The organism is Streptomyces sp. NPDC002138 (genome assembly GCF_040296485.1).
In the GTDB taxonomy this organism is placed as follows: Bacteria; Actinomycetota; Actinomycetes; order Streptomycetales; family Streptomycetaceae; genus Streptomyces.
The window spans coordinates 1-21,186 of record NZ_JBEOXE010000040.1; the positions used below are offsets into that span (position 1 = coordinate 1).

Sequence of the window (21,186 nt, forward strand, 5' to 3'; positions counted from 1 at the left end):
CGCGCAGCGGCGCTACGAGGTGCCGATCGAGCCGCGACGACCGTGGTGCCGAGGCGGCCGCGGCCCGCCACCTGCCCGGCCTCGGCGAGGCGTTGGTAGGCCTCGGTGACCACCCCGCGCGCGACGCGCAGTTCCTCGGCGAGCACCCGGCTCGCGGGGAGGCGGCTGCCCACCGGCAGGCGGCCGTCCGCGATCGCCTCCCGCAGGCGGCCGGCCAGCCATGCGGTGCGGCCGCCCGGGGGTGCCTGGCCGATGTCGAGCTGGAGGAAGTCCGACCCGAGGGACCGGGCGGGAACGGGGGCGGGGGCGGTAACGGGGGCGGAGGCCGGGGTCGGGGCCATGGCTTTGGACCTCGGCACCCGGGCATCTTTGGACCTGCTCATGGGTCCATTCTCCGCACACAGTGGACGTATGGACACCACGCCCCGCTCGCCCGCGTTCCCCCCTCCTCCCCGGCCCCGCTCCACCGCCCGCGCCCTCGGCCCCGGCGTGCTGGGCATGGCGCTGGTCGGCACCAGCGTCACCGTCTCCCGCACCCTCACCGACGCCCCGCTGTTCACCGCCCAGGCCGTCCGGTACGCCGCCGCCGCCCTCCTTCTGCTGGCCCTGGCGCGGGCCGCCGGGGCGCGGCTGGTGTGGCCGCGCGGGCGGGAGTGGCTGTGGCTGGCCGGGCTCGCGGCCAGCGGGCTGGTCCTGTTCAACATCGCGGTCGTGCGGGGGGTCGCGCACGCCGAGCCCGCCGTCATCGCCGTCGCCGTGGCCTGCGTACCCGTACTCCTCGCGGCGATCGGTCCGGTACTCGAGCGACGGCGGCCCAGCCGTCAGGTCCTGCTGGCCGCGCCGGTCGTGGTGGCGGGAGCGGTGCTGGTGGAGGGGACCGGGCGGACCGACGCGACCGGGGTGGCCTGGGCGACGCTCGCGCTGGCCTGTGAGGCCGGGTTCACCCTGCTGGCGGTGCCGGTGCTGCGGCGGCACGGCGCGTGGGGCGTGTCCGTCCACTCGGTGTGGCTGGGCTCGCTGATGTTCCTCGGCCTCGCGGCGGTCACGGAACCGGCGTCCGCCCTGACGGCCCTGGAGCCCCGACAGTGGGCGGCGATCGGGTACTTGACGGTCCTCGTCACCGCCGCGGCCTTCGTGCTCTGGTACTCGACGGTGGCCGCCGTCGGCGCGGGCCGAGCCGGCCTGCTGACCGGTGTGGCCCCGATCTCGGCGGCGGCGGCCGGCGCGGCCGCGGGCGGCGGCGTGCCGGGAGCGGCCGTCTGGGCCGGGCTGGCCGTCGTGGTCGGCGGCCTGGCCCTCGGCCTGCGCCCGCGGCGCCGGCCCGGACACGACGGCCCGGAGCCCGCCCCCGAGCCCGCACCGCAGCCCACCCCCGAGCCCGCACCGGATCGCCCCGCGGACTCGGCACAATGGGCAGCCCACGGCAGCTGACCGGCAGGGGCACAGACGGTGGACGGGGCACACGCGGTGGACGGGGCGGACGGCGTGGACGGGATGGCCGACGTGGACCGGATCGACGGCGGGGACCGAGCCGACGGGAACACGACCGTACGGATCGAGCGCGCCGGGCCGGTCTTCACCGTGATCCTGGCCCGGCCCGGATCCCGCAACGCCGTGGACGGTCCCACGGCCGCCCGACTCGCCGACGCCTTCCGCGCGTTCGAGGCGGACGCGGACGCCTCGGTCGCGGTGCTGTGGGGCGAGGGCGGTACGTTCTGCGCGGGCGCCGACCTCAAGGCCGTCGGCACCGGGCGCGGCAACCGGGTCGAGGCCGAGGGGGACGGGCCGATGGGCCCGACCCGGATGCGGCTGACCAAGCCCGTGATCGCGGCGATCGCCGGGCACGCGGTCGCGGGCGGGCTGGAATTGGCCCTCTGGGCGGATCTGCGGGTCGCCGAGGAGGACGCCGTCTTCGGGGTCTTCTGCCGCCGCTGGGGCGTACCGCTGATCGACGGCGGTACAGTCCGGCTCCCCCGGCTGATCGGCGAGAGCCGGGCCATGGACCTGATCCTCACGGGACGCGCCGTACCAGCCGCCGAGGCGCACGCCATCGGGCTCGTCAACCGCCTGGTGCCGACCGGCCGTTCGCGCGAGGCGGCGGAGGAGCTGGCCCGGGAGATCGCCGCGTTCCCGCAGCTGTGCCTGCGCCACGACCGGCTGTCGGTCCTGGACCAGCACGGCCTGCCCGAACCGGAGGCCCTCGCCGCCGAGCACCGGCACGGCCTGGTCCCGCTGACCGCGGGGGAAACGGCCTCCGGAGCGGCCCGCTTCACCTCGGGCTCGGGCCGCCACGGCTCGTTCACCGACTGACACGCCGGACCATGCACGGGGCATGAAGAACGTGTGACAGGGCGCGGTCGGCTGTTCTCCCCGCACCCGGGCGGGGCGAGAGTGGGGTGGTCGGCAGGAACGCGATCAGGAAGGCGACCCGCCATGTCCGCATCCTCCGGAACACCCGGCCCCGACGGGCCACCCGCCGGTACGTTCCACCTCGCCCTCGCGCTCGACGGCGCCGGGGCCCATCCGGCGGCTTGGCGCGAACCCGGCTCCCGCGCACGGGAGTTGGTGACCGCGGGCTACTGGGCCGGCCTGGTCGCGGAGGCCGAGCGGGGGCTGCTGGACCTCGTCACCCTCGAGGACGGCCTGGGCCCGCGGTCCTCCTCGCCCACCGGCCCGGACGGGCGCACCGACCGGGTGCGCGGGCGGCTCGACGCGGTGCTGACGGCCGCCCGGGTGGCGCCGCTGACCCGGCACATCGGGCTGCTGCCGACCGTGGTCGCGACCCATACCGAGCCGTTCCACGTCTCGAAGGCGATCGCCACCCTGGACTACGTCAGCGGCGGCCGGGCCGGACTGCTGGTCGCCGTGTCGGGCCGCCCGGACGAGGCCCGCCACTTCGGCCGCCGCACCTTCCCGCAAGGGCCCGCCGACAGCCCGGACGGCCTGGGTCCGGTGCTGCGCGCCGAGCTGCTGGAGGAGGCCGCCGACCACGTCGAGGTGGTCCGGCGGCTGTGGGACAGCTGGGAGGACGACGCGGAGATCCGCGACGTCGCGAGCGGCCGCTTCATCGACCGCGACAAGCTGCACCACATCGGCTTCGAGGGGCGGCACTTCAGCGTCAAGGGGCCGTCGATCACCCCGCGTCCGCCGCAGGGGCAGCCGCTGGTCGCCGCCGCGGCCCCGGTGGGCCCGCCGTCCCGGCTGCCGGCCGAGGCCGTCGACCTCGTGTTCCTCACCCCGCGCGACGCGGACGAGGCCCGCGCGCTCACCGACGGCCTGCGCGCCGCGCGGTCGGCCGCCGGGCGAGCGGAGGGGACCGGCCGGGCCTTCGCCGACCTGGTGGTGTTCCTCGACGAGAGCGCCCCGGCCGCCAGGGCCCGGCTGGGGCGCCTCGACGCCCTCGCGGAGCGGCCGTTCGCTCCCGCCGCCCACGTCTTCGCGGGAACGCCGGACGGGCTCGCCGACCTGCTGGCCGTCTGGCACCGCCAGGGCCTCCACGGATTCCGGCTGCACCCCGGCGTGCTCTCCCACGACCTCCCGGCGATCACGCGCGGCCTGGTCCCCGCACTCCAGCGGCGCGACCTGTTCCGGCGCGCGTATCCGGCCCCGGGCGCGGATCCGGCCACCCTGCGCCGCCTGCTGGGGCTCGCCCGCCCGGTCAGCCGGTACGCCGCCCGGTACGCCACCACCTGACCCGGAAGGAGGACAGCACCGTGAACACCCCGCACACCCCGCACACACCGCACACGCCACTCACACCACGCGCACCGCACGCACCGCACCGGCCGCGCAAGCAGATCCACCTCGCGGCGCACTTCCCCGGCGTGAACAACACCACCGTCTGGAGCGATCCGGCCTCGGGAAGCCACATCGAGTTCAGCTCGTTCGCGCACTTCGCGCGCACCGCCGAACGCGCGAAGTTCGACTTCATCTTCCTCGCCGAGGGCCTGCGGCTGCGCGAACAGGGCGGCGAGATCTACGACTTGGACGTCGTCGGCCGACCCGACACCTTCACCGTGCTGGCCGCGCTGGCCGCCGTGACCGAGCGGATCGGTCTGACCGGGACCATCAACTCCACCTTCAACGAGCCCTACGAGGTGGCCCGCCAGTTCGCCTCCCTCGACCACCTCTCGGACGGCCGCGCCGCCTGGAACGTGGTCACCTCCTGGGACGCCTTCACCGGCGAGAACTTCCGGCGCGGCGGCTTCCTCGCCCGCGAGGACCGCTACTCCCGGGCCCGGGAATTCCTGGCGGCCGCGCACGCGCTCTTCGACTCCTGGTCCGGTGACGAGATCCTCGCCGACCGCGCGTCGGGGGCGTTCCTGCGGGACGCGGGGGCCGGGACCTTCGCGCACCGCGGGCGCCACTTCGACATCGCCGGGCAGTTCGACGTACCGCGCAGCCCGCAGGGCCGCCCGGTGATCTTCCAGGCGGGCGATTCGGAGGAGGGCCGGGAGTTCGCCGCCTCCGACGCGGACGTCATCTTCAGCCGGCACGGCACCCTGTCGGCGGGCCGGGAGTTCCACGCCGACGTCAAGGGCCGCCTCGCCCGGTACGGCCGGACCCCCGACCAGCTGCTGATCATGCCCGCCGCCACCTTCGTCCTCGGTGACACCGACGCCGAGGCCCGGGAGCTCGCGCACGAGGTGCGGCTCGGCCAGGTCAGCGGGCAGACCGCGATCAAGTACCTGGAGCACGTGTGGAACCGCGACCTGTCCGGCTACGACCCGGACGGCCCGCTGCCCGACATCGACCCGGAGCCCGGTGAGAACACCATCGCGCTCGGGCGGGCGAGCGTCCGCATGCACCGCGATCCGCTCGCCGTCGCCAAGGAATGGCGGGAGCGGGCGGCCGCGCGGAACCTGTCGATCCGGGAGCTGGTCATCGAGACCACCGGCCGCCAGACCTTCGTCGGCTCCGCCTCGACGGTCGCCGAGTCGATCGACTCGCTGGTGCAACAGGACGCCGCGGACGGGTTCGTCCTCGTCCCGCACATCACGCCGAGCGGTCTCGACGCCTTCGCCGACACCGTCGTGCCGCTGCTCCAGGAACGCGGCGCGTTCCGGACCGAATACACCGGCAGCACCCTGCGCGACCACCTCGGCCTGGCCGCCCCGGCGGCCGTTCCCGCGCCCGCCACCGTCGGTGCGGGCCGTGCGGGCCGCGTGAGCCGTGACCGACCCGAGGAGACGTGACCATGCCCGGTATTCCGCTCGGGGTCCTGGACCTCGTACCGATCCCGTCCGGCTCCACGGCCGCCGGGGCCCTGCGCGCGAGCATCGACCTGGCGCGGCAGGCCGAACGCCTCGGCTACGCCCGCTACTGGTTCGCCGAGCACCACCTCAATCCCGGGGTGGCCGGGACCTCGCCCGCCGTCGTGCTGGCCCTCACCGCGGCGGCCACCGCCACCATCCGGCTCGGCTCCGGCGCGGTGCAGCTGGGCCACCGGACGGCCCTGTCCACGGTGGAGGAGTTCGGCCTGATCGACGCGCTGCACCCCGGGCGCCTGGACCTGGGCCTCGGGCGCTCGGGCGGCCGCCCGCCGGGACCGCCGGCGGGCGACGGCGCCCCGCCCGCGCCGGGCCACCGCACCGGGAACGGCCTGCTCATCCCGCCGGGCTTCTCCTTCGCCTCCCTGGCCGGGCACCCGCGCGTGGCCCTGGCGCAGCGGCTGCTGCTCCTGCCCGGCGCGCGGTCCCAGGACTACGACGACCAGCTGGGCGACATCCTCGCCCTGCTCCGGGGCTCGTACAGGGCCCCCGACGGCACCGAGGCGCACGCCGTACCGGGCGAGGGAGCCGACGTACAGGTGTGGATCCTGGGCAGCAGCGCCGGGCAGAGCGCGCGGGCGGCGGGGCGCGAGGGGCTGCGCTTCACCGCGAACTACCACGTGGCTCCGGCCGGGGTGCTGGAGGCGGCCGAGGCGTACCGGGCCGCGTTCACGCCCTCGGACGAGCTGGAGCGCCCGTACCTGAGCGTCTCCGCGGACGTGGTCGTCGCCGAGGACGACGCGAGCGCCCGGGAGCTGGCGACCGGGTACGCACCCTGGGTCCACGGCATCCGCACCGGCGCCGGTGCCATCCCCTACCCCACGCCCGCCGAGGCCCGGGAGCTCACGTCCGGCTGGACCGAGGCCGATCACGCCCTGGTCGCCGACCGCATCGACACCCGGTTCGTCGGCTCGGCGCGGACCGTGGCCGACCACCTCGAACGGCTCCGGGAGGCCACCGACGCCGACGAGCTGCTGATCACCACGATCACCCACGGACACGCCGACCGGGTGCGCTCCTACCGGCTGCTCGCCGAGGAATGGCGCCGCCGGACACCCGCGCGGTCCACGACGAAGACGGGAACCACCGTATGACCACCACCCCGTCCACCCCGTCCGCCACCGTCACCGCCACCGCCGGTGCCATCGGTCCCGAGCAGGCCCTGGCGCGGCTCGACGAACTGACCGTCATCGACGTCCGCACACCCGGGGAGTACGCCGCCGGGCACCTGCCCGGCGCGCACAACATCCCCCTCGACCGGCTGTCCCGGGCGCTGCCCGCGCTGTCCGCCGCGGCGGGGCGGCGGGAGCTGCTGGTGGTGTGCGCCGGCGGCGTACGGTCGGCCGGGGCCGTCGGCACCCTCGCCGGACACGGGATCGCGGCCGCCACCCTCACGGGCGGCACGGCCGCGTGGCTGCGCCTCGGGCACCCTCTGGAACGGTCGGCGGGGGCCCGTACCGCCTGGGCGATGGAACGGCAGGTGCGGTGCGCGGCCGGAGCCCTGGTGCTGGCCGGGCTCGCGGCGGGGCGGCTGCGTCCGGCGGCCCGGCTGCTCTCCGCGGGGATCGCGGGCGGGCTGGTCTTCTCCGCGGTCACCGACACCTGCGGGATGGCGAGGGCGCTGTCGCTGCTCCCGCTCAACCGGACCCGGCCGGACACGCTGGACGCCACCTTGGACTCCCTGTCCCGGGGCGCGGGCTGATCCGCCGCGGGCGGCGCGGGCCAGGCACGTTCCGAAAGAGACGGCCTGGCCTAGAGCCAGCCCTGGCGGCGGGCGGAGCGCACCGCCTCCATCCGGTTGCGGGTGCCGGTCTTGCCGATGGCCGCGGACAGGTAGTTGCGTACGGTCGACTCCGACAGGCACAGCTTGGCCGCGATGTCGGAGACGGTCGCACCGTCGACGGCGGCGTTCAGCACGTCGCGCTCGCGGCCGGTCAGCGGGTTCGGGCCCGCGCTCAGGGCGGCCGCGGCGAGGGCGGGGTCGATGACCGTCTCCCCGGCCAGCACCCGCCGGATCGCGGCGGCCAGCTCCTCCACTGGGCCGTCCTTGACGAGGAATCCGGACGCCCCGGCCTCCATCGCCCGGCGCAGGTAGCCGGGGCGGCCGAAGGTGGTGAGGATCAGCACCCGGGTGTCGGGGCAGCGGGCGCGCAGCTCGGCGGCGGCGTCGAGGCCGCTGAGACCGGGCAGTTCGATGTCGAGGAGGGCCACGTCGGGGTGTGCGGCGAGGGCGGCGGGGAGGATCTCGTCCCCGGTGGCGACCTGGGCGACGACCTCGATGTCCGCCTCCAGCCCGAGCAGCAGGGCCAGGGCCCCGCGCATCATCCCCTGGTCCTCGGCCAGCAAGACCTTGATCATCGTTCGCTCCTCAGCCCGTGGTCTCGTCGACCGGGAGTTCGGCGACGACCCGGAAGCCCCCGCGCGGTGCCGGTCCGCTCCGCAGGGTTCCGCCCGCCGCCTCGAGGCGTTCGGCGAGTCCGGTCAGCCCGCTGCCCGGCGCCGTCGAGCCTACGCCGCCCCCGTCATCGGTGATCACCAGCCGGGCGCGTTCCGCGGTGCCGCCCACCTCGATCGCACAGTGCGCCGCGCCGCTGTGCCGGATCGCGTTGGTCACCGACTCCCGGACCACCCAGCCCAGTAGCGCCTCGGCCTGCGGGGTGAGCGGCGGACCCGACCGGCGTACGTCGGGCTCGATCCCGGCGGACGTGAGCGCCGCGCGGGCCCGGTCCAGCTCGTCCGCCAGGCTCGACTCGCGGTAGCCGGTGACCGCCTCCCTGATCTCGACGAGCGCCTGCCGCCCGATCGACTCGATGTCGGAGATCTGGCCCAGCGCCGCGTCCATGTCGCGCGGGGCGATCCGGCGGGCCGCCTCCGACTTCACGACGATCACCGACAGGGTGTGCCCGAGCAGGTCGTGCAGGTCGCGGGAGAAGCGCAGCCGCTCCTGTTCCACGGCGCTACGGGCCAGCTCCTGCCGGGTCTCGCGCAGTTCGGCCACCGTCTCGGACAGGGCGAGGATGGCCGCGGTCACCATCCCGGAGAGGAAGGTGCCGTACAGGATGCCGCTGACCCCGCCCCACCCCTCGTGCCGCCAGGCGACCGCGCCGGCCACCAGGCTGAGGCCGAGCATCACCGCTCCGAGGCGGCGCCCCCGGATCACCGCGCCGGTGGCCAGGCCCAGCAGCGGGAAGAAGAGCAGCCAGCTGTCGCCGTAGGCCAGCGCCAGGGCGAGGGTCACGGCGGCCAGCGCGGCCAGGCTGATCCGGGTGCTCAGGGCATCCCGCTTGGCCGGGACGAAGGCCCGGAAGACGACGCTGATGTAGAGCGAGTTGAACACCAGCAGTCCCAGGCCGCCGATCCACGGCTGGGGCGTCCGCCCCTGGAAGATGTTGGACGCCGCGCCCATGCCCAGGAGCAGCCAGGGCAGCAGGGTGAAGCCGTTGGGGGCGCCCATCGGGCCGCGCGGGCGGTCGGTGGCGAGTGCGGCTGTCTTCGTCATGCCCCTACGGTAGGGACCGGGTCCGCCCCGGCGGCAGGGCCGCCCGTACGGACCCGGCCCGTACGAATGTCACGGCCGGGGCGCGCCGTGGCGGGTCAGCAGCGGTGCAGGTCCTGCGTGAGGGTCCCTTGCGCGCTGGCCACCGTACGGTCGTAGCAGCCGTCGGAGCCGGTGAGCCGGTAGCGCTCGGTGCTGGTCCCGACCGCGTGTCGCTGCTCGCGCGGGACGCCCGTCGCGTAGGAGGCGTCGCCGGTGTAGCGGTCGTCCAGCCGGGACCAGGAGGGGCGGCTGCCGTCGTCGCGCACGGAGGCCGTGTCGGCCCGGTCGCCCAGCGAGATGACCGTGCGCAGCCGGTTGTCGGCGCCGAGGGTGGTCTCGCCGTTCATGCTGTACGCGCGCCGGGTGCTGGTGGTGGTCCGTCCGCTGGTGACGCTCTCGTCGTCCGACCAGTCCGCGACGAGGGCGTCCTGGTTCTCCCCGTCGGTCCACCGGTGCACGGAGGTGTTGGCGAGGGTCCGGGTCACGGTGGTCGCGACACGGCCGTGCGAGGTGTCCAGGTATCCGGCGACGGTGAGCCGGTGGCCGCCCTTGGCGTCCACGCGGTGCGGCGAACCGGCTGTGAAGACCGCGGAGTTGGCCGGTTCGCTCTGCTCGGTGCGGGTCAGCGCGCCGGTCACCACGGCGCGGCCCGGGTCCTGCCAGAGCAGGACGTTGGCGGGGGTGCTCCAGCCGCTCTGCCCGGCGGGCACGCCCGCGACGGAGACCTCGACGCGGTGCGCGCGGCCGTCGTTGAACAGCGCGGCGAAGGGCGTCAGGTCGTAGACGACGGGCCGCACGTCGAAGGCGCGGGGCGCGGGAGTGACGTACCAGAGGAAGGGGTTGGACCAGCCGCCGGTCCACACGGTGGGGAACGGGGCCGCGATCCCGGCGAGTTGGCCGTCCACGGCGATCCGCACCTCGCGGTAGGGGCCGTCGGCCGCCTTGCAGGAGTACGGGGCGGCGTCCGGGGTGGCCAGGTACCAGAACTCCTCGCAGCCGCCGCCCGAGCCGGTGGCGTACACCTCGGCGAGGATCCGCTCGGTGTTGCGCGGGGTGGTCAGCGTCGGGGCGGTGAGCGGGAGGACCCGGTCGGGGACCGCGGCCGGGCGGGTCCGGCCGCGCTCGGCGGCGTAGAAGGTCAGGGTCACCTTGACGTCGATGACCCCGGTGTAGGTGTCGTCGACGACGTTGCCGATGAGCATCTCGACCGGCTGCGGGGTGCGCAGGGTGGGGGTGTAGCGGGTGACGTCCTTCTCGACGGACCAGGTGATGCCGTCCGGCGAGGGTTCGGGGGTGGAGGTCCGCAGGATCTCGACGCCGCCGACGGAGAGGTGGCCGAGCCGGTCGTACTGGCGCCCCTTGACCTTGCCGTCCAGGCGGAGCACCACCTTGCTCCAGGAGTCGCCGCAGCCCGCGGGTGGCGCGTAGCTGCCCTGGTACGGGGTGAAGTCGCGGAACTGCGCTTCGGCGAGGGTGACGTCGCAGGAGCGGGTGGCGGGTTTCGCCACGGGCGGGGCGGCGGTGAGGGGGTCGTGCCAGTCGGTGCCGAACTCGGCGGGCGGCGCGGCGGCCGGGGAGGAGGGGGCCGGGGTGGCGGCGGCCGGGACCGCGCCGGTCAGGGCGGCCGCCGCGAGCACGAGGGCGCCGAGCGCTCCCATGATCTTGTGTCGTCTCATGGCCGGGAAGTCAAACGCGGGGCGCGGCCGCCGCGCCAGGGCTTCGCGGGCGCCCTGGCGCGTTTCCGCCGGTCAGCTCCCGGCCCGCACGACCACCACGCCGTCGTCGTCGCAGTGGACGGTGTCGCCGGGACGGAAGGTGGCGTCGCCGAAGGTGAGGGGCTCGTCCACGGAGCCCGCACCGGTCTTGCCGCTCTTGCGCGGGATCGTGCCCAGCGCCTTGACGCCGAGGTCGAGCCCGCCGAGGGCCACGCTGTCGCGGATCGCGCCGCGGATCACCAGACCGGCCCAGCCGTTGCGCGCGGCCGCGCCCGCGATCAGGTCCCCGACCAGGGCGGTGCGCAGCGAGCCCGCGCCGTCGACGACGAGGACGGCGCCGTCGCCGGGGCTGTTCACCAGCTCGCGCAGCAGGGCGTTGTCCTCGTGACAGGAGAGGGTCCGCACCGGTCCGGCGAAGGCCCGCCGGCCGCCGAACTGCCGGAAGGGGGTGCCGCAGATCTCCAGCCGCTCGCCGTGCTCGTCGTACAGGTCGGCGGTGGGAACGGGGGTGACGGTCATGGCGGTCAGCTGCTCCTCGGTGCTACGGATCGGTCCGGTCGTCCTCGCGGTCGTCCTCGCCGGTCAGCGTAGGCGGTACGGTCCCAGGCCCGCGGGGCTGGGGCCGCGGGGCTGGGGCCGCGGGGCTGGGGCCGCGGGGCCCGGGGCAGGGACCGCGGGGTTGGCCTAGGGGAAACCCGCCGTCGCGCGGCCCGACCCCGTCGCGATGTCCAGGTGGCCGGGCGCGGCCGGGTCCGCGAGGCCGCGGGCCACCTCCAGGCTCCCGGAGCCCGCGCGGCGGTCGACCCGCAAGCGGGTGGCGACGGGCACGGTGACCGCGACCTTGCCCGAGGCGGACCGGGCGGTGATCCGGTCCGGCGGGGTGAGGAAGGCGGCGACGGCCGAGCCCGATTCCGCGCGGAGGTCGGCCGACGGGGAGGTGAGCGCGGTGGCCTCGAGGGAGCCGGAGGCGACCTCGGCGCGCAGCGGGCCGCGCAGGGCGGTGAGCCGGAGCCGGCCCGAGTCCGTCGCCACGTCGACCGCGCCGCCGAGGCCGCTGATCTCGATCTTGCCGGAGGTGCCGGTCACCTTGACGGGTATGCCCGCGGGGACGCTCACGGCCAGGTCGACCGTGCAGCCGAGACCCGCGCCGAGCGCCCCGCCCGTGCCCGGGCAGCGCGGCGTGAGCCGCAGGGTGTCGCCGAGCCGGCTCTCCTCGATCTCGGGCCGCCGCAGCGACCAGCGGACCACGGCGCGGTACTCCACCCGCTGGTCCGCCCGCGGGGTGACGGTCACGGCCGCCTCCCCCGCGTCGATCTCCAGTGCGGTGACCGCCCGGTCGGCGCTCCCGCCGCTCAGGGTCCCGCTCACGGGGGCCCCGTGGTGGCTCCAGGCCCACCAGGCGCCCGGAGCCACGATGAGCAGGGCGCTCAGCACGGCGGCCACGGTCCACGCGGTCCGGCGGCGCGGGCGCTCCGACCCGCTCGCCGGGCCCACCGGGCTCGCCGGACCTGCCGGGCTCGCCGGACCCACCGCGCTCGCCGCGCTCGCCGGGCTCAAGAGGATCCGTCCAGGAAGCGGAGCACCGCGAGGACCCGCCGGTGGTCGCCGTCGGCCTGCGGGAGGTCCAGCTTGGCCAGGATGTTGTTGATGTGCTTGGCCACCGCGCTCTCGCTGACGACGAGTTCGGCCGCGATGCCCGCGTTGGAGCGGCCCTCCGCCATCAGCGCGAGCACGTCGCGCTCGCGCGGGGTCAGCCGGTCCAGCGGGTCCAGCCCGCCGCCGCGGCGCAGCAGCAGCTGGGCCACGACCTGCGGGTCGAGCGCGGTGCCGCCGTTCGCGACCCGTTTGAGGGCGTCGATGAACTCCTCGACATCGGCGACCCGTTGCTTGAGCAGGTAGCCGATGCCGCCGGTCTGGGAGGCCAGCAGATCGGCGGCGTAGCGCTCCTCGACGTACTGCGACAGCAGCAGCACCGAGGTCCCCGGCCACTGGCGGCGGATCATCAGGGCGGCCCGGACGCCCTCGTCGGTGAATCCGGGCGGCATGCGGACGTCGACCAGCGCGAGGTCCGGCTCGTGTTCCTCGACGGCGGCGAGCAGCCCTTCGGCGTCCCCGGTCTCGGCGATCACCTCGAACCCGGCCATCTCGAGGACCTTGACCAGCCCTATTCGCAGCAGCACCAGGTCCTCGGCGATCACAGCGCGCACGGCAGCTCCACAGTCACGGCGGTCGGGCCCCCGAGGGGGCTGTTGATCACGATGGTTCCGTCGACCGACCCTACGCGTTTGCGCAGGCCCACCAGCCCGGTGCCGCCCGCCGGGTCGGCGCCGCCGACCCCGTCGTCGGTGACGGTGATCCGCAGCCGGCCCCCGTGGCTCCGGGCGCCCACCTGGCAGCGGCTCGCGCGGGCGTGCTTGGCGACGTTGGCGAGGGCTTCGGAGACGACGAAGTAGGCGACGGCCTCGACGGTGGGGCCCGGACGCTCGGTCAGGTCCACGGTCAGCTCGACGGGCAGCGGGGCGCGGGCCGCGATCCCGGAGAGGGCGGCGTCCAGGCCGCGGTCCTCCAGTACGGCCGGATGCAGGCCGCGCACCAGGCTGTTGAGTTCCTCGATGGCCTCCTTCGCCTCGCGGTGGGCCTCGTCGATGACGGCCTTGGCCTCGGGCGGCAGGCCGGAGAGGGTGGCGCGGGCGATGCCGAGGTTCATGGCGAGGGAGACCAGCCGCTGCTGGGCGCCGTCGTGCAAGTCCCGCTCGATGCGGCGGCGTTCGAGGTCGGCGGCGTCGAGGACACCGGCGCGGCTCTCGGCGAGGTCCTCGACCCGGCGCTCCAGCTCCCGGGCCCGGTTGGGGCCCAGCAGCCGGCGGGCGAGGCCGCTGTCCAGCCGGGCGAGGCCCGCGGCCAACCAGGGCGTGACGAGCAGCAGCAGAACGCCCAGCACGGTGAGGAGGACCTCGTCGTCGGTCCAGCCCGGCGCGCGCTCGGTGACGGGCCGCGTCCACGACCAGGCGAACACGCTCGCCCCCGCCAGACCGCCCGCCCAGGCCAGCACGACGAGCGCTCCGCCCAGGCCGGCGAGCGGGCTGACCAGGAGGTGGTAGCCGTACTGCCGCCAGGTCGATTCGGCGCGCAGCCGCTCCAGCCGGCCGCGCGGCGACCACCAGGGCCGTGTGTAGGTGACCTGCGGCAGGTCCACGGCCAACAGGGCCCACAGACGGCTGCGTTGGAGCCCGGTGAGCAGGGGCCGCAGCAGCATCAGGAGGGCCAGCACGGCCGGGATCCGGCCCGGGGCCAGGAAGAAGGAGGTGATCGCCGCCACGGCGGGCAGGGCCGTCGGGACGGCGGCCACGGTGAAGACGGTGTTGCGCCGCGCCCAGGCCGACCACGGCGTGTGCCCGGCGATCCAGGTGTACGTACGCCGCAGCGCGCCGGAAGGTGCCATGCGCATACGGTAATCGCACTGGTCAGGGACCTGCCACCCTCCTGATGCCCGGTCGGGGGTGTAGCCAGTGCCACCCCCCTTTCGGACGGTGCCGCTACTGACCGGAGCCGTCGTGACCAGCAGAGTGGTGACCGTGCTCGGGGGAAGGACCGCCGGGCCGGAGGGAGTTGCGCCGTCATGACGCTCGTCGCACCGCAGATCCGGGTCCGCAGTGCCGTCCGGCCGCGGTGGTCCCACGGCGCCCCGTGGCCGGGCGGCCGCCGCGCCCCCCGGGCGGCCACGGTGCTCACGGTCGCCGGGATCGCGCTGGTGCCGTGGATCGCGGTGCTGTCGCAGACCCTGCCGCACACCGTGGAGGTGTCCCACTGGTCCACCGCGTGGATCGGTCTGGACGTCATGCTGGCCGCCGCTCTGGCCGGTACGGGGCTGCTTCTCAAGCGGGGCGACGCCCGCGCCGGGGCGCTCGCCGCCGCGACGGCCGCCGTGCTGGTGCTGGACGCCTGGCTCGACGTGACGACCTCGGGGGCCGGTGGCGCCCGGATGACGGCGCTGGCGCTGGCTGTCTGCGCGGAACTCCCGCTGGCCGCGCTGTGCGCCTCGGTCGCGGCCCGGCGCCCGGCGGCCGCCGCCGCCTAGTGCCGCGAGCCGGTGAACCTTTCCGGTCACGGCACCAGAGAGCGACGTCAGTGCGGCGGGAGCGGGTGGCCGTCCTGGTCGGTCGCGTCCGCCTGGGTGGAGAAGCGGGACAGGAACACGTCGTACCGTCCGTCCGGACGCCGCACGAGGGTGGCGCCGTCCTGCCAGATGCCGTTGTCGTCCCACCACTGGGTGCCGTACGGATCGCCCTGGTTCTGGTGGACGTTGTGCATGCCGAGCCCCTCGTCGAAGGGCTCGCCGAAGACCAGGACCTGCCGGCCGGGCACGAGGATCGGCTCCAGCGCCTGCGAGGCCTCCAGGTACGAGCCGGAGATCCACGGCCGCGGCGGGCTCAGCCGGTCGAGCAGCCCCTGGAGCCACCGGGGCGGGCGGCGCCGGAAGAGAAAGCCGGTCCGGTCCGCGAGCGCCGGGTGCCTGAGGTAGTCGAGCGCGCCCGACCCGGAGGCGCGGGCCAGGTCGTGGTAGCCGGGCGACGGCGCGTCCACCGGTTCGAGCACCGAGGGGTACAGGGTGAAGACCTTCCACTGCACCCCGATGCTGGAGTGCTTGCTGTCCACGTCGATGGCGCACGCGTAGCGGCCCGCCGGGGTGTCGACCTCCAGGTGGACGTGGAACCAGCGGCCCTGGTCGTCGGGATCGTCCCGGAAGTGACGGTGGAGGGTTCCGGCCAGTACTCCGTAGTTCTCGAACGGCATGGGCCCAGTCAACCACCGGCCCCCCGGAACCGGCGAAAAAGAATTCCCCGGCGTGTGTCGATCCCGCCGTCCGCCGTTCGACGTATGAGTGAGGAGCGGGGAAGGATCCCCGCTCCCGTACGGAACGGCACAAGGAGTACGTCATGCCCCGCTACCTTTCGATGATCCGCCTCGACGAGGCGAACGCCCCGGCCGAGGGCCCCAGCGACGCGCTGATGGAGCGGATGGGCCTGCTCATCGAGGAGATGACGAAGGCCGGAGTGCTGCTCGACACCGCGGGTCTCACGCCCACCTCGCAGGGCGCCCGCGTGACCTGGGAGGGCGGCCGGACCTCCGTCGTCGACGGCCCGTTCACCGAGGCCAAGGAGGTCGTCGGCGGTTACGCGATGCTGCAGGCCAAGGACCTGGCGGAGGCGGTCGAGTGGACGAAGCGGTTCCTGGCGGTCCACGAGGACTACTGGACGATCACCTGCGAGGTCCGCGAGGTCGCGGAAGGCTAGGGGGTGTCTGACCGGCTCCGCCCGGCCCGCCCGGCCCGGCTTCGTTGCCGGGCCGGGCCTCGGGGTGCTCTGATGGGTGGCCGTGAGGACAGACAGCACGGTGGAAACCGTCTTCCGGATCGAATCCGCGCGGATCATCGCCGCGGCCGCGCGGGTCGTGCGGGACGTCGGGCTCGCCGAGGAGATCGCCCAGGACGCCCTCGTCGAGGCCCTGGAGCAGTGGCCGCGCACGGGGATCCCGGACAACCCGGCGGCCTGGCTGACGACCACCGCCCGGCGCCGCGCCGTCGATCTGGTGCGCAGGCGGGAGACGTACGCCCGCAAGCTCGCGGAGCTGGGGCGCGACCTGGACGAGGCGGCGTACGATCCCGAACCGGCCGGGCCGGACGACATCGACGACGACCTCCTCCGGCTCATCTTCACCGCGTGCCACCCGGTGCTCCCGCCGGACGCCCGCATCGCGCTCACCCTGCGCCTGCTGGGCGGGCTGACCACAGACGAGATCGCCCGGGCCTTTCTAGCCCCGGAGGCCACGGTCGCCCAGCGCATCGTGCGGGCGAAGCGCTCCCTCGCCAAGGCGGGCGTGGCCTTCGAGGTGCCGTACGGGCCCGAGCGCTCCCAGCGGCTGGCGGCGGTGCTGGAGGTCATCTACCTGATCTTCAACGAGGGCTACTCGGCCACCGTCGGGGACGACCTGATCCGCCCCGCGCTCTGCGAGGACGCGCTGCGCCTCGCCCGGCAGCTGGCCGCCCTGATGCCCGCCGAGGCCGAGGCGCACGCGCTGGCGGCCCTGCTGGAGATCCAGGCCTCGCGGACGGCGGCCCGGACCGACCCCGAGGGCCGCCCGGTGCTCCTCGCCGACCAGCGGCGCGCCCGCTGGGACCGGCTCCTGATCCGGCGCGGCTTCGCGGCGCTGACCCGGGCGGGCGACCTGGGCGGGGCGCCGGGGCCGTACGCGCTGCAGGCCGCCATCGCGGCCTGCCACGCGCGGGCCCGTACCTACGAGGAGACCGACTGGGCCGCCATCGCCGCCCTGTACGCGCGGCTCGCGGAGCTCGCCCCCTCCCCCGTGGTCGAGCTGAACCGGGCGGTCGCCGTCTCGATGGCCGAGGGTCCGGAAGCGGGCCTGGCCGTGGTGGACGCCGTGGCGGGGGCGCCCGTACTCAAGTCCTACCACCTGCTGCCCAGCGTCCGGGGCGAACTGCTGGCCCGGCTCGGGCGGCCCGCCGAGGCGCGGGCGGAGTTCGCCCGCGCCGCGCGGCTGACCCGCAACGCGCGGGAGCGGACCCTGATGCTGCGCCGGGCGGACGCGGTCGGTCCGCCGGAGTCGGCCGACCCCGGCGGACCGGATGCTCCCGGTGCGCCCGGTGGACCAGGCACTCCCGGCGCTCCCGGCACTCCCGGCGCTCCCGGCGCTCCCGTCAGAGAGCCGCGTCCAGGAACTCCTTGAGCCCGGCCCGGTCCATCGGCCCCTCCCGGGTGGCCACCACCTCGCCCGCCGTGACGAGCACGAACCAGGGCGCGCTGGTGACCCCGTAGCGCGCGGTGGGCCCCGGGCAGCGGGTCATGTCCGCCTTGACGGCGGTCAGCCAGCCCTCGTACGCGTCGGCCGCCTCCCGCACCAGGGCGTCCATCTCCTTGCACACCGCGGCCGCTTTGGGCCACGTCCCGGTGAAGTACGCGAGGACCGGTCCGGGGACGTGTCCGAGGATGAAGTCGAACTCCTCGTTCTCCAGCGGTTGGTGGACCCGGCTCGCCATCGGTGCTCCTGGGGTGGTGATCAGTGCGGCAGCACCATCATGCGAGCACGGGCCCCTCCCCCGCCAACCGGGGGCTCCGGCGTCAGGCGGGCCGTACGGCGATGGCTCCCACCGGGCAGGCCCGGGCCGCCTCGCGGACGAGCGGGCTGCCGTTCCCGTCCTCCTTGCCGGGCAGCAGTTCGCTGAGCCCGTCGTCGTCCTGCGTGAACACTCCCGGTGCGGTCAGGGCGCACTGTCCGGCGCCGATGCAGACGTCCTTGTCGATGTCGATGCGCAGGGTCACGGCGGGGCTCACCAGGTCACGGGGAGTTCGAGCATCCCCTGGATGGTGTCCCCCGGTTTGAAGGGGATCTCCTCGGCGGGCACGGCGAGCCGGAGCCCCGGCAGGCGCTCGAAGAGCGCGCCCAGGGCGATCTCCATCTCGGCGCGGGCCAGGTTCTGCCCCAGGCACTGGTGGATGCCGAAGCCGAAGGCGACGTGGTGGCGGGCGGAGCGGTGCCAGTCCAGGGAGTCCGGTCCCGGGTAGGCGGCTTCGTCGCGGTTGATGACCGAGGTGGAGAAGACCACCCCGTCGTCCTTGCGGATGGTCACCCCCGCGATGTCGATGTCGACGGCGGCGACCCGGAGCATGCCGTCCGCGATGGAGAGGAACCTCAGCAGCTCCTCCACGGCCGCCGGCATCAGCTCGGGATCCGCCCTCAGTTCGGCCAGCTGCTCCGGATGGCGCAGCAGGGTGAAGGTGCCGAGCGAGATCATGTTGGCGGTCGTCTCGTGTCCGGCGATCAGCAGGATCGTGGCCAGGTCGACCAGTTCCGTACGGTCCACCTCGCCCGGGACCAGCCGCTGTTCGATCAGCTCGTCGAGCAGCCCGTCGCCGCCCGGTGCGGCGCGCTTGCGGTCGATCAGCTCGCCGAGATAGCGGTTGAGTTCGTCCCGGGCGTCCTCGACCTCGGCGGCGTTCGCTCCACGCAGCAGCCGGCGCGACTGGGCTTCGAAGAAGTCGTGGTCGGCGTAGGGCACCCCGAGCAGGGCGCAGATCACCATGGAGGGCACGGGGAGGGCGAAGGCACTGACGAGTTCCGCGGCCGGCCCGGCGGCGATCATGGCGTCGATCAGCCGGTCCACGGTCTCGCGGATCTGCGGCCGCAGGGCCGCCGTCCGCTTGAGGCTGAAGCTGGGGATCAGCATCCGGCGCTGGACGTTGTGTTCGGGGTCGTCGAGCCCGAGCAGCGCGACCCGGCGGTTCTGCAGGCCCTTCAGCCGGGCCACGGTATTGGGGAACGACTCGTTCTGGCGGTCGGAGGAGAGCCGGGAATCGGTCAGCAGGGTCCGCGCCTCGGCGTGGCCGGTGACCACCCATACGGAGCGGCCGTCGTAGAGGGTGACCCGGGAGAGGGGGCGCGCTTCGCGCAGCGGCTGATAGGCGGCGGGCGGGTGGTAGGGACAGGTACGGTCCTGCGGGAAGGCGACGGCGGGTTCTGTCACGAGTGGACCTCACAAACGATCGATCGGTCGTGCCGTTCCCCATTAGATGCCTCAGGCACCTATAGGTGCTATGTGAAGTTCGGCCAAATCACCCGGCCGGCCGCGGCGGCGGATCAGTCGCGCCCGTCCGGGTCCGGCGGGGGCCAGCCGTCCGGCGGTCTCCCGGGTACCAGGCTGTCCACCAGATCGGCCATGTCCAGGCACGCCTGCTCGATCTTCTCCCGGATGTTCTGCTGCTCGGTGACCAGCGCCGACAGCAGCAGCCCCGTCAGCGCCACGGAGCCGTTGAGGGCCTGGAGGTTGACCATGACCTGGAAGAGGCTCTGGTCGGCGAACGGCCCGACGCGGTCGTTCGCGGCCGAGATGGCCAGGACGGACACCAGGAGCACGCACGGGGCGGCGCCCGGGAGCCGGAACCGCAGGGCGGCCCAGATCAGCAGCGGGAAGACGAGGAAGAGCAGGGCGAACGAGCTGCGCGTCACGAACAGCGAGACGAGGACGATGCCGACCGCCAGCGCCACGGCCTCCGCCCACCGCAGCGGGTCCCGGGACAGGCCGTACGGGCGCCGCAGCACGAGCAGCAGCGGAGTGAGGACGAGCACCCCCATGGCGTCACCGGCCCACCACGCCGCCCAGAACGACCAGAATCCGCTCTGCGCCAGGCTGCCGTGGAACACCACCAGGGACCCGATGGTGGCGCTGATGAGCATCGGCAGCATGCCGCCGAGGAAGACCAGCGCCACCCCGTCGCCCAGCCGGTCCAGCTCGGTGCGGAACCCGACCCTGCGGAGCAGCAGGAAGGCGCACACGGGCGCGAGGGTGTTCCCCGCGAGGATGGCCAGGCCGGACGGCTGGAAGGAGTTGATCGTCTCGATCACGAGGAAACTGCCGAGGGCGATTCCCGGCCACACCGACAGCCCCATCCGCAGCAGGCAGCTCAGCGCGATCCCCGTCGGCAGGAACAGGGGCGTGACGATGGCGCCGTCGATCTCGACCCGCTGCAGCAGGCCGATCCGTCCCGTCACGTAGTACGCGACGGCCACGGCGAGGATCCGGAGGACCGCTCCGCCGGTACGTCGCCACCCCTCGTTGCGCACCGGACCATCAGAACACCGTCCCGGGCCCCGGCCGGGCGTGACACGCGCCCCGACGGCTCCCCGGGCTCAGCCGCAGGGCTCGGCGGCGATGTCGGCGATCCGTTCGGCGGCCGCCTCGGCAGCCCGTTCGGCGGCCCGCTCCCCGGCCGCGTCGTGGCACAGGACCAGCACCGCCGCGTCGTCCGCGTGACCGGTGGAGTCCGCCACCTCCATCACCGCGGCGGCCAGGTCACCCGGATCGGCGCCCGCGCCCTCCCGCACGACCCGGGCCACCCGCGACAGCCCCTCGTCGATGGGGAAGGTCGGCCCCTCGACCACCCCGTCGGTGAGCAGGACGAACGCTCCCGCCTTCGTCAGCGGGCGCCGGGTCACCGGGTACACGGCGCCCGCCAGCATCCCCAGGGGCACACCACCCGCGTCGAGGGAGATCCCGTACTCCCCGTCGACGGTCGCCCAGACGGCGGGCACATGCCCCGCGCGGGCGCTCTCCAGGGACCAGCTCGCCGGGTCGAAGCGCAGGAAGCTGCAGGTCGCGAAGAGATCGGTGTCCACCGAGAGCAGCAGGTCGTTGGCCCGGCTCAGCACCTCGCCCGGGTCGGCCGCGGACGCGGCCACCGCGCGCAGCCCGATCCGGACCTGTCCCATGAAGGCGGCGGCCTCGACGTCGTGGCCCTGGACGTCCCCGAGGGAGAAGCCGAGCGCGCCGCCGGGCAGCGTGAAGCCGTCGTACCAGTCGCCGCCTATGTCCAGGCCGTGCCGGGCGGGCGCGTACCGGGCGGCGGTCCGCAGCCCCGGCACGTTCGGCAGCGAGGCCGGGAGCATCCTGCGCTGCAGGGCCTCGGCCAGCTCGACCCTGGCCTGCTGGAGCTCGGCCCGTTCGCGCGCCTGGGCCGTGAGCAGCCCGAGGCGGTTCAGCAGGTCGTCGGCGCTCGTCTGCCGCGGGGCACGTGGCGGGGCCATGGACCGCTCCCAGGTATGGCTGATTCAGCGGCCATCATATTTCGGGGCGGCCCGCGGCGCCCGCCGA

General features: G+C 74.8%; 23 protein-coding genes. 9 read left to right on the plus strand and 14 right to left on the minus strand.

Translation table 11 applies throughout. The features are described 5' to 3' along the window. A partial coding sequence (locus tag ABT084_RS24410; protein WP_502969097.1) for a GntR family transcriptional regulator occupies positions 1-383 on the minus strand: 383 nt, incomplete at its 3' end. Between the two features lie 28 nt (positions 384-411). On the opposite strand from ABT084_RS24410, the gene ABT084_RS24415 reads away from it, so the two are divergent. From ABT084_RS24415 to ABT084_RS24440, 6 genes are all read left to right on the plus strand, one after another. Next, complete coding sequence (locus ABT084_RS24415) at positions 412-1,431, plus strand: EamA family transporter (protein WP_351047646.1); 1,020 nt, start codon at positions 412-414, stop codon at positions 1,429-1,431. A gap of 63 nt (positions 1,432-1,494) precedes the next feature. Then, positions 1,495-2,310: a crotonase/enoyl-CoA hydratase family protein gene (locus ABT084_RS24420; RefSeq protein ID WP_351047817.1), complete on the plus strand. Its 816-nt coding sequence runs from the start codon at positions 1,495-1,497 to the stop codon at positions 2,308-2,310. Positions 2,311-2,433: 123 nt separating this feature from the next. Then, on the plus strand, positions 2,434-3,693 hold the full coding sequence (locus tag ABT084_RS24425) for an LLM class flavin-dependent oxidoreductase (protein ID WP_351047649.1): 1,260 nt from the start codon (positions 2,434-2,436) through the stop codon (positions 3,691-3,693). Between the two features lie 104 nt (positions 3,694-3,797). Further along, a complete protein-coding gene (locus ABT084_RS24430; protein WP_351047819.1) occupies positions 3,798-5,195 on the plus strand; it encodes an NtaA/DmoA family FMN-dependent monooxygenase in 1,398 nt (465 codons plus the stop codon). A gap of 2 nt (positions 5,196-5,197) precedes the next feature. Next, positions 5,198-6,364 (plus strand): LLM class flavin-dependent oxidoreductase, encoded by a 1,167-nt coding sequence (locus ABT084_RS24435; RefSeq protein WP_351047651.1) that lies wholly within the window; start codon positions 5,198-5,200, stop codon positions 6,362-6,364. Further along, entirely contained in the window at positions 6,361-6,972 is a 612-nt protein-coding gene (locus ABT084_RS24440; RefSeq protein WP_351047654.1) for a rhodanese-like domain-containing protein, read from the plus strand. The genes ABT084_RS24435 and ABT084_RS24440 overlap by 4 nt, the downstream gene beginning before the upstream one ends. Positions 6,973-7,022: 50 nt before the next feature. On the opposite strand, the gene ABT084_RS24445 is transcribed toward ABT084_RS24440, so the two are convergent. From ABT084_RS24445 to ABT084_RS24475, 7 genes are all read right to left on the minus strand, one after another. After that, entirely contained in the window at positions 7,023-7,628 is a 606-nt protein-coding gene (locus tag ABT084_RS24445; RefSeq protein ID WP_351047656.1) for a response regulator, read from the minus strand. 10 nt (positions 7,629-7,638) lie between these two features. Next, positions 7,639-8,769: a sensor histidine kinase gene (locus tag ABT084_RS24450; RefSeq protein WP_351047659.1), complete on the minus strand. Its 1,131-nt coding sequence runs from the start codon at positions 8,767-8,769 to the stop codon at positions 7,639-7,641. A gap of 95 nt (positions 8,770-8,864) precedes the next feature. Beyond that, positions 8,865-10,484, minus strand: a complete 1,620-nt coding sequence (locus tag ABT084_RS24455) for a peptide-N4-asparagine amidase (RefSeq protein ID WP_502969100.1) — start codon at positions 10,482-10,484, stop codon at positions 8,865-8,867. Positions 10,485-10,556: 72 nt separating this feature from the next. Further along, positions 10,557-11,042 (minus strand): ribonuclease E activity regulator RraA, encoded by a 486-nt coding sequence (gene rraA / locus ABT084_RS24460; protein WP_351047662.1) that lies wholly within the window; start codon positions 11,040-11,042, stop codon positions 10,557-10,559. Positions 11,043-11,207: 165 nt separating this feature from the next. Continuing rightward, positions 11,208-12,080 carry a DUF4097 family beta strand repeat-containing protein gene (locus ABT084_RS24465; protein WP_351047665.1) on the minus strand — a complete coding sequence of 291 codons (873 nt, stop codon included), beginning with the start codon at positions 12,078-12,080 and terminating at the stop codon, positions 11,208-11,210. Next, a complete protein-coding gene (locus ABT084_RS24470) occupies positions 12,077-12,730 on the minus strand; it encodes a response regulator (RefSeq protein WP_351047668.1) in 654 nt (217 codons plus the stop codon). The genes ABT084_RS24465 and ABT084_RS24470 overlap by 4 nt, the downstream gene beginning before the upstream one ends. Further along, the gene (locus ABT084_RS24475) at positions 12,718-13,965 is read right to left on the minus strand and encodes a sensor histidine kinase (RefSeq protein ID WP_351047671.1); all 1,248 of its coding nucleotides are present in this window, start codon (positions 13,963-13,965) and stop codon (positions 12,718-12,720) included. Before ABT084_RS24475 ends, ABT084_RS24470 begins: the two co-directional genes overlap by 13 nt. Positions 13,966-14,142: 177 nt before the next feature. Between ABT084_RS24475 and ABT084_RS24480 the strand changes: the two genes are divergently transcribed. Beyond that, positions 14,143-14,601, plus strand: a complete 459-nt coding sequence (locus ABT084_RS24480; RefSeq protein ID WP_351047674.1) for a hypothetical protein — start codon at positions 14,143-14,145, stop codon at positions 14,599-14,601. Between the two features lie 47 nt (positions 14,602-14,648). On the opposite strand, the gene ABT084_RS24485 is transcribed toward ABT084_RS24480, so the two are convergent. Continuing rightward, positions 14,649-15,317, minus strand: a complete 669-nt coding sequence (locus tag ABT084_RS24485; protein WP_351047677.1) for a DUF2278 family protein — start codon at positions 15,315-15,317, stop codon at positions 14,649-14,651. A 143-nt stretch (positions 15,318-15,460) separates the two neighbouring features. On the opposite strand from ABT084_RS24485, the gene ABT084_RS24490 reads away from it, so the two are divergent. Beyond that, positions 15,461-15,817: a YciI family protein gene (locus ABT084_RS24490; protein WP_351047680.1), complete on the plus strand. Its 357-nt coding sequence runs from the start codon at positions 15,461-15,463 to the stop codon at positions 15,815-15,817. Positions 15,818-15,917: 100 nt separating this feature from the next. Further along, a complete protein-coding gene (locus ABT084_RS24495) occupies positions 15,918-17,267 on the plus strand; it encodes an RNA polymerase sigma factor (RefSeq protein WP_351047682.1) in 1,350 nt (449 codons plus the stop codon). Here the strand turns inward: ABT084_RS24495 and ABT084_RS24500 are convergent. The 5 genes from ABT084_RS24500 to ABT084_RS24520 form a co-directional block, all read right to left on the minus strand. Then, positions 17,239-17,577, minus strand: coding sequence for a thioredoxin family protein (locus tag ABT084_RS24500; protein WP_351047684.1), 339 nt, complete (start codon positions 17,575-17,577; stop codon positions 17,239-17,241). The genes ABT084_RS24495 and ABT084_RS24500 overlap by 29 nt on opposite strands. A gap of 82 nt (positions 17,578-17,659) precedes the next feature. Beyond that, a complete protein-coding gene (locus ABT084_RS24505; protein WP_351047824.1) occupies positions 17,660-17,854 on the minus strand; it encodes a ferredoxin in 195 nt (64 codons plus the stop codon). 14 nt (positions 17,855-17,868) lie between these two features. Next, positions 17,869-19,062 (minus strand): cytochrome P450, encoded by a 1,194-nt coding sequence (locus ABT084_RS24510; RefSeq protein ID WP_351047687.1) that lies wholly within the window; start codon positions 19,060-19,062, stop codon positions 17,869-17,871. Between the two features lie 113 nt (positions 19,063-19,175). After that, entirely contained in the window at positions 19,176-20,159 is a 984-nt protein-coding gene (locus tag ABT084_RS24515; protein WP_351047689.1) for an MASE1 domain-containing protein, read from the minus strand. Positions 20,160-20,225: 66 nt separating this feature from the next. Then, a complete protein-coding gene (locus ABT084_RS24520; RefSeq protein ID WP_351047691.1) occupies positions 20,226-21,119 on the minus strand; it encodes a PP2C family protein-serine/threonine phosphatase in 894 nt (297 codons plus the stop codon). Positions 21,120-21,186: the final 67 nt, after the last annotated feature.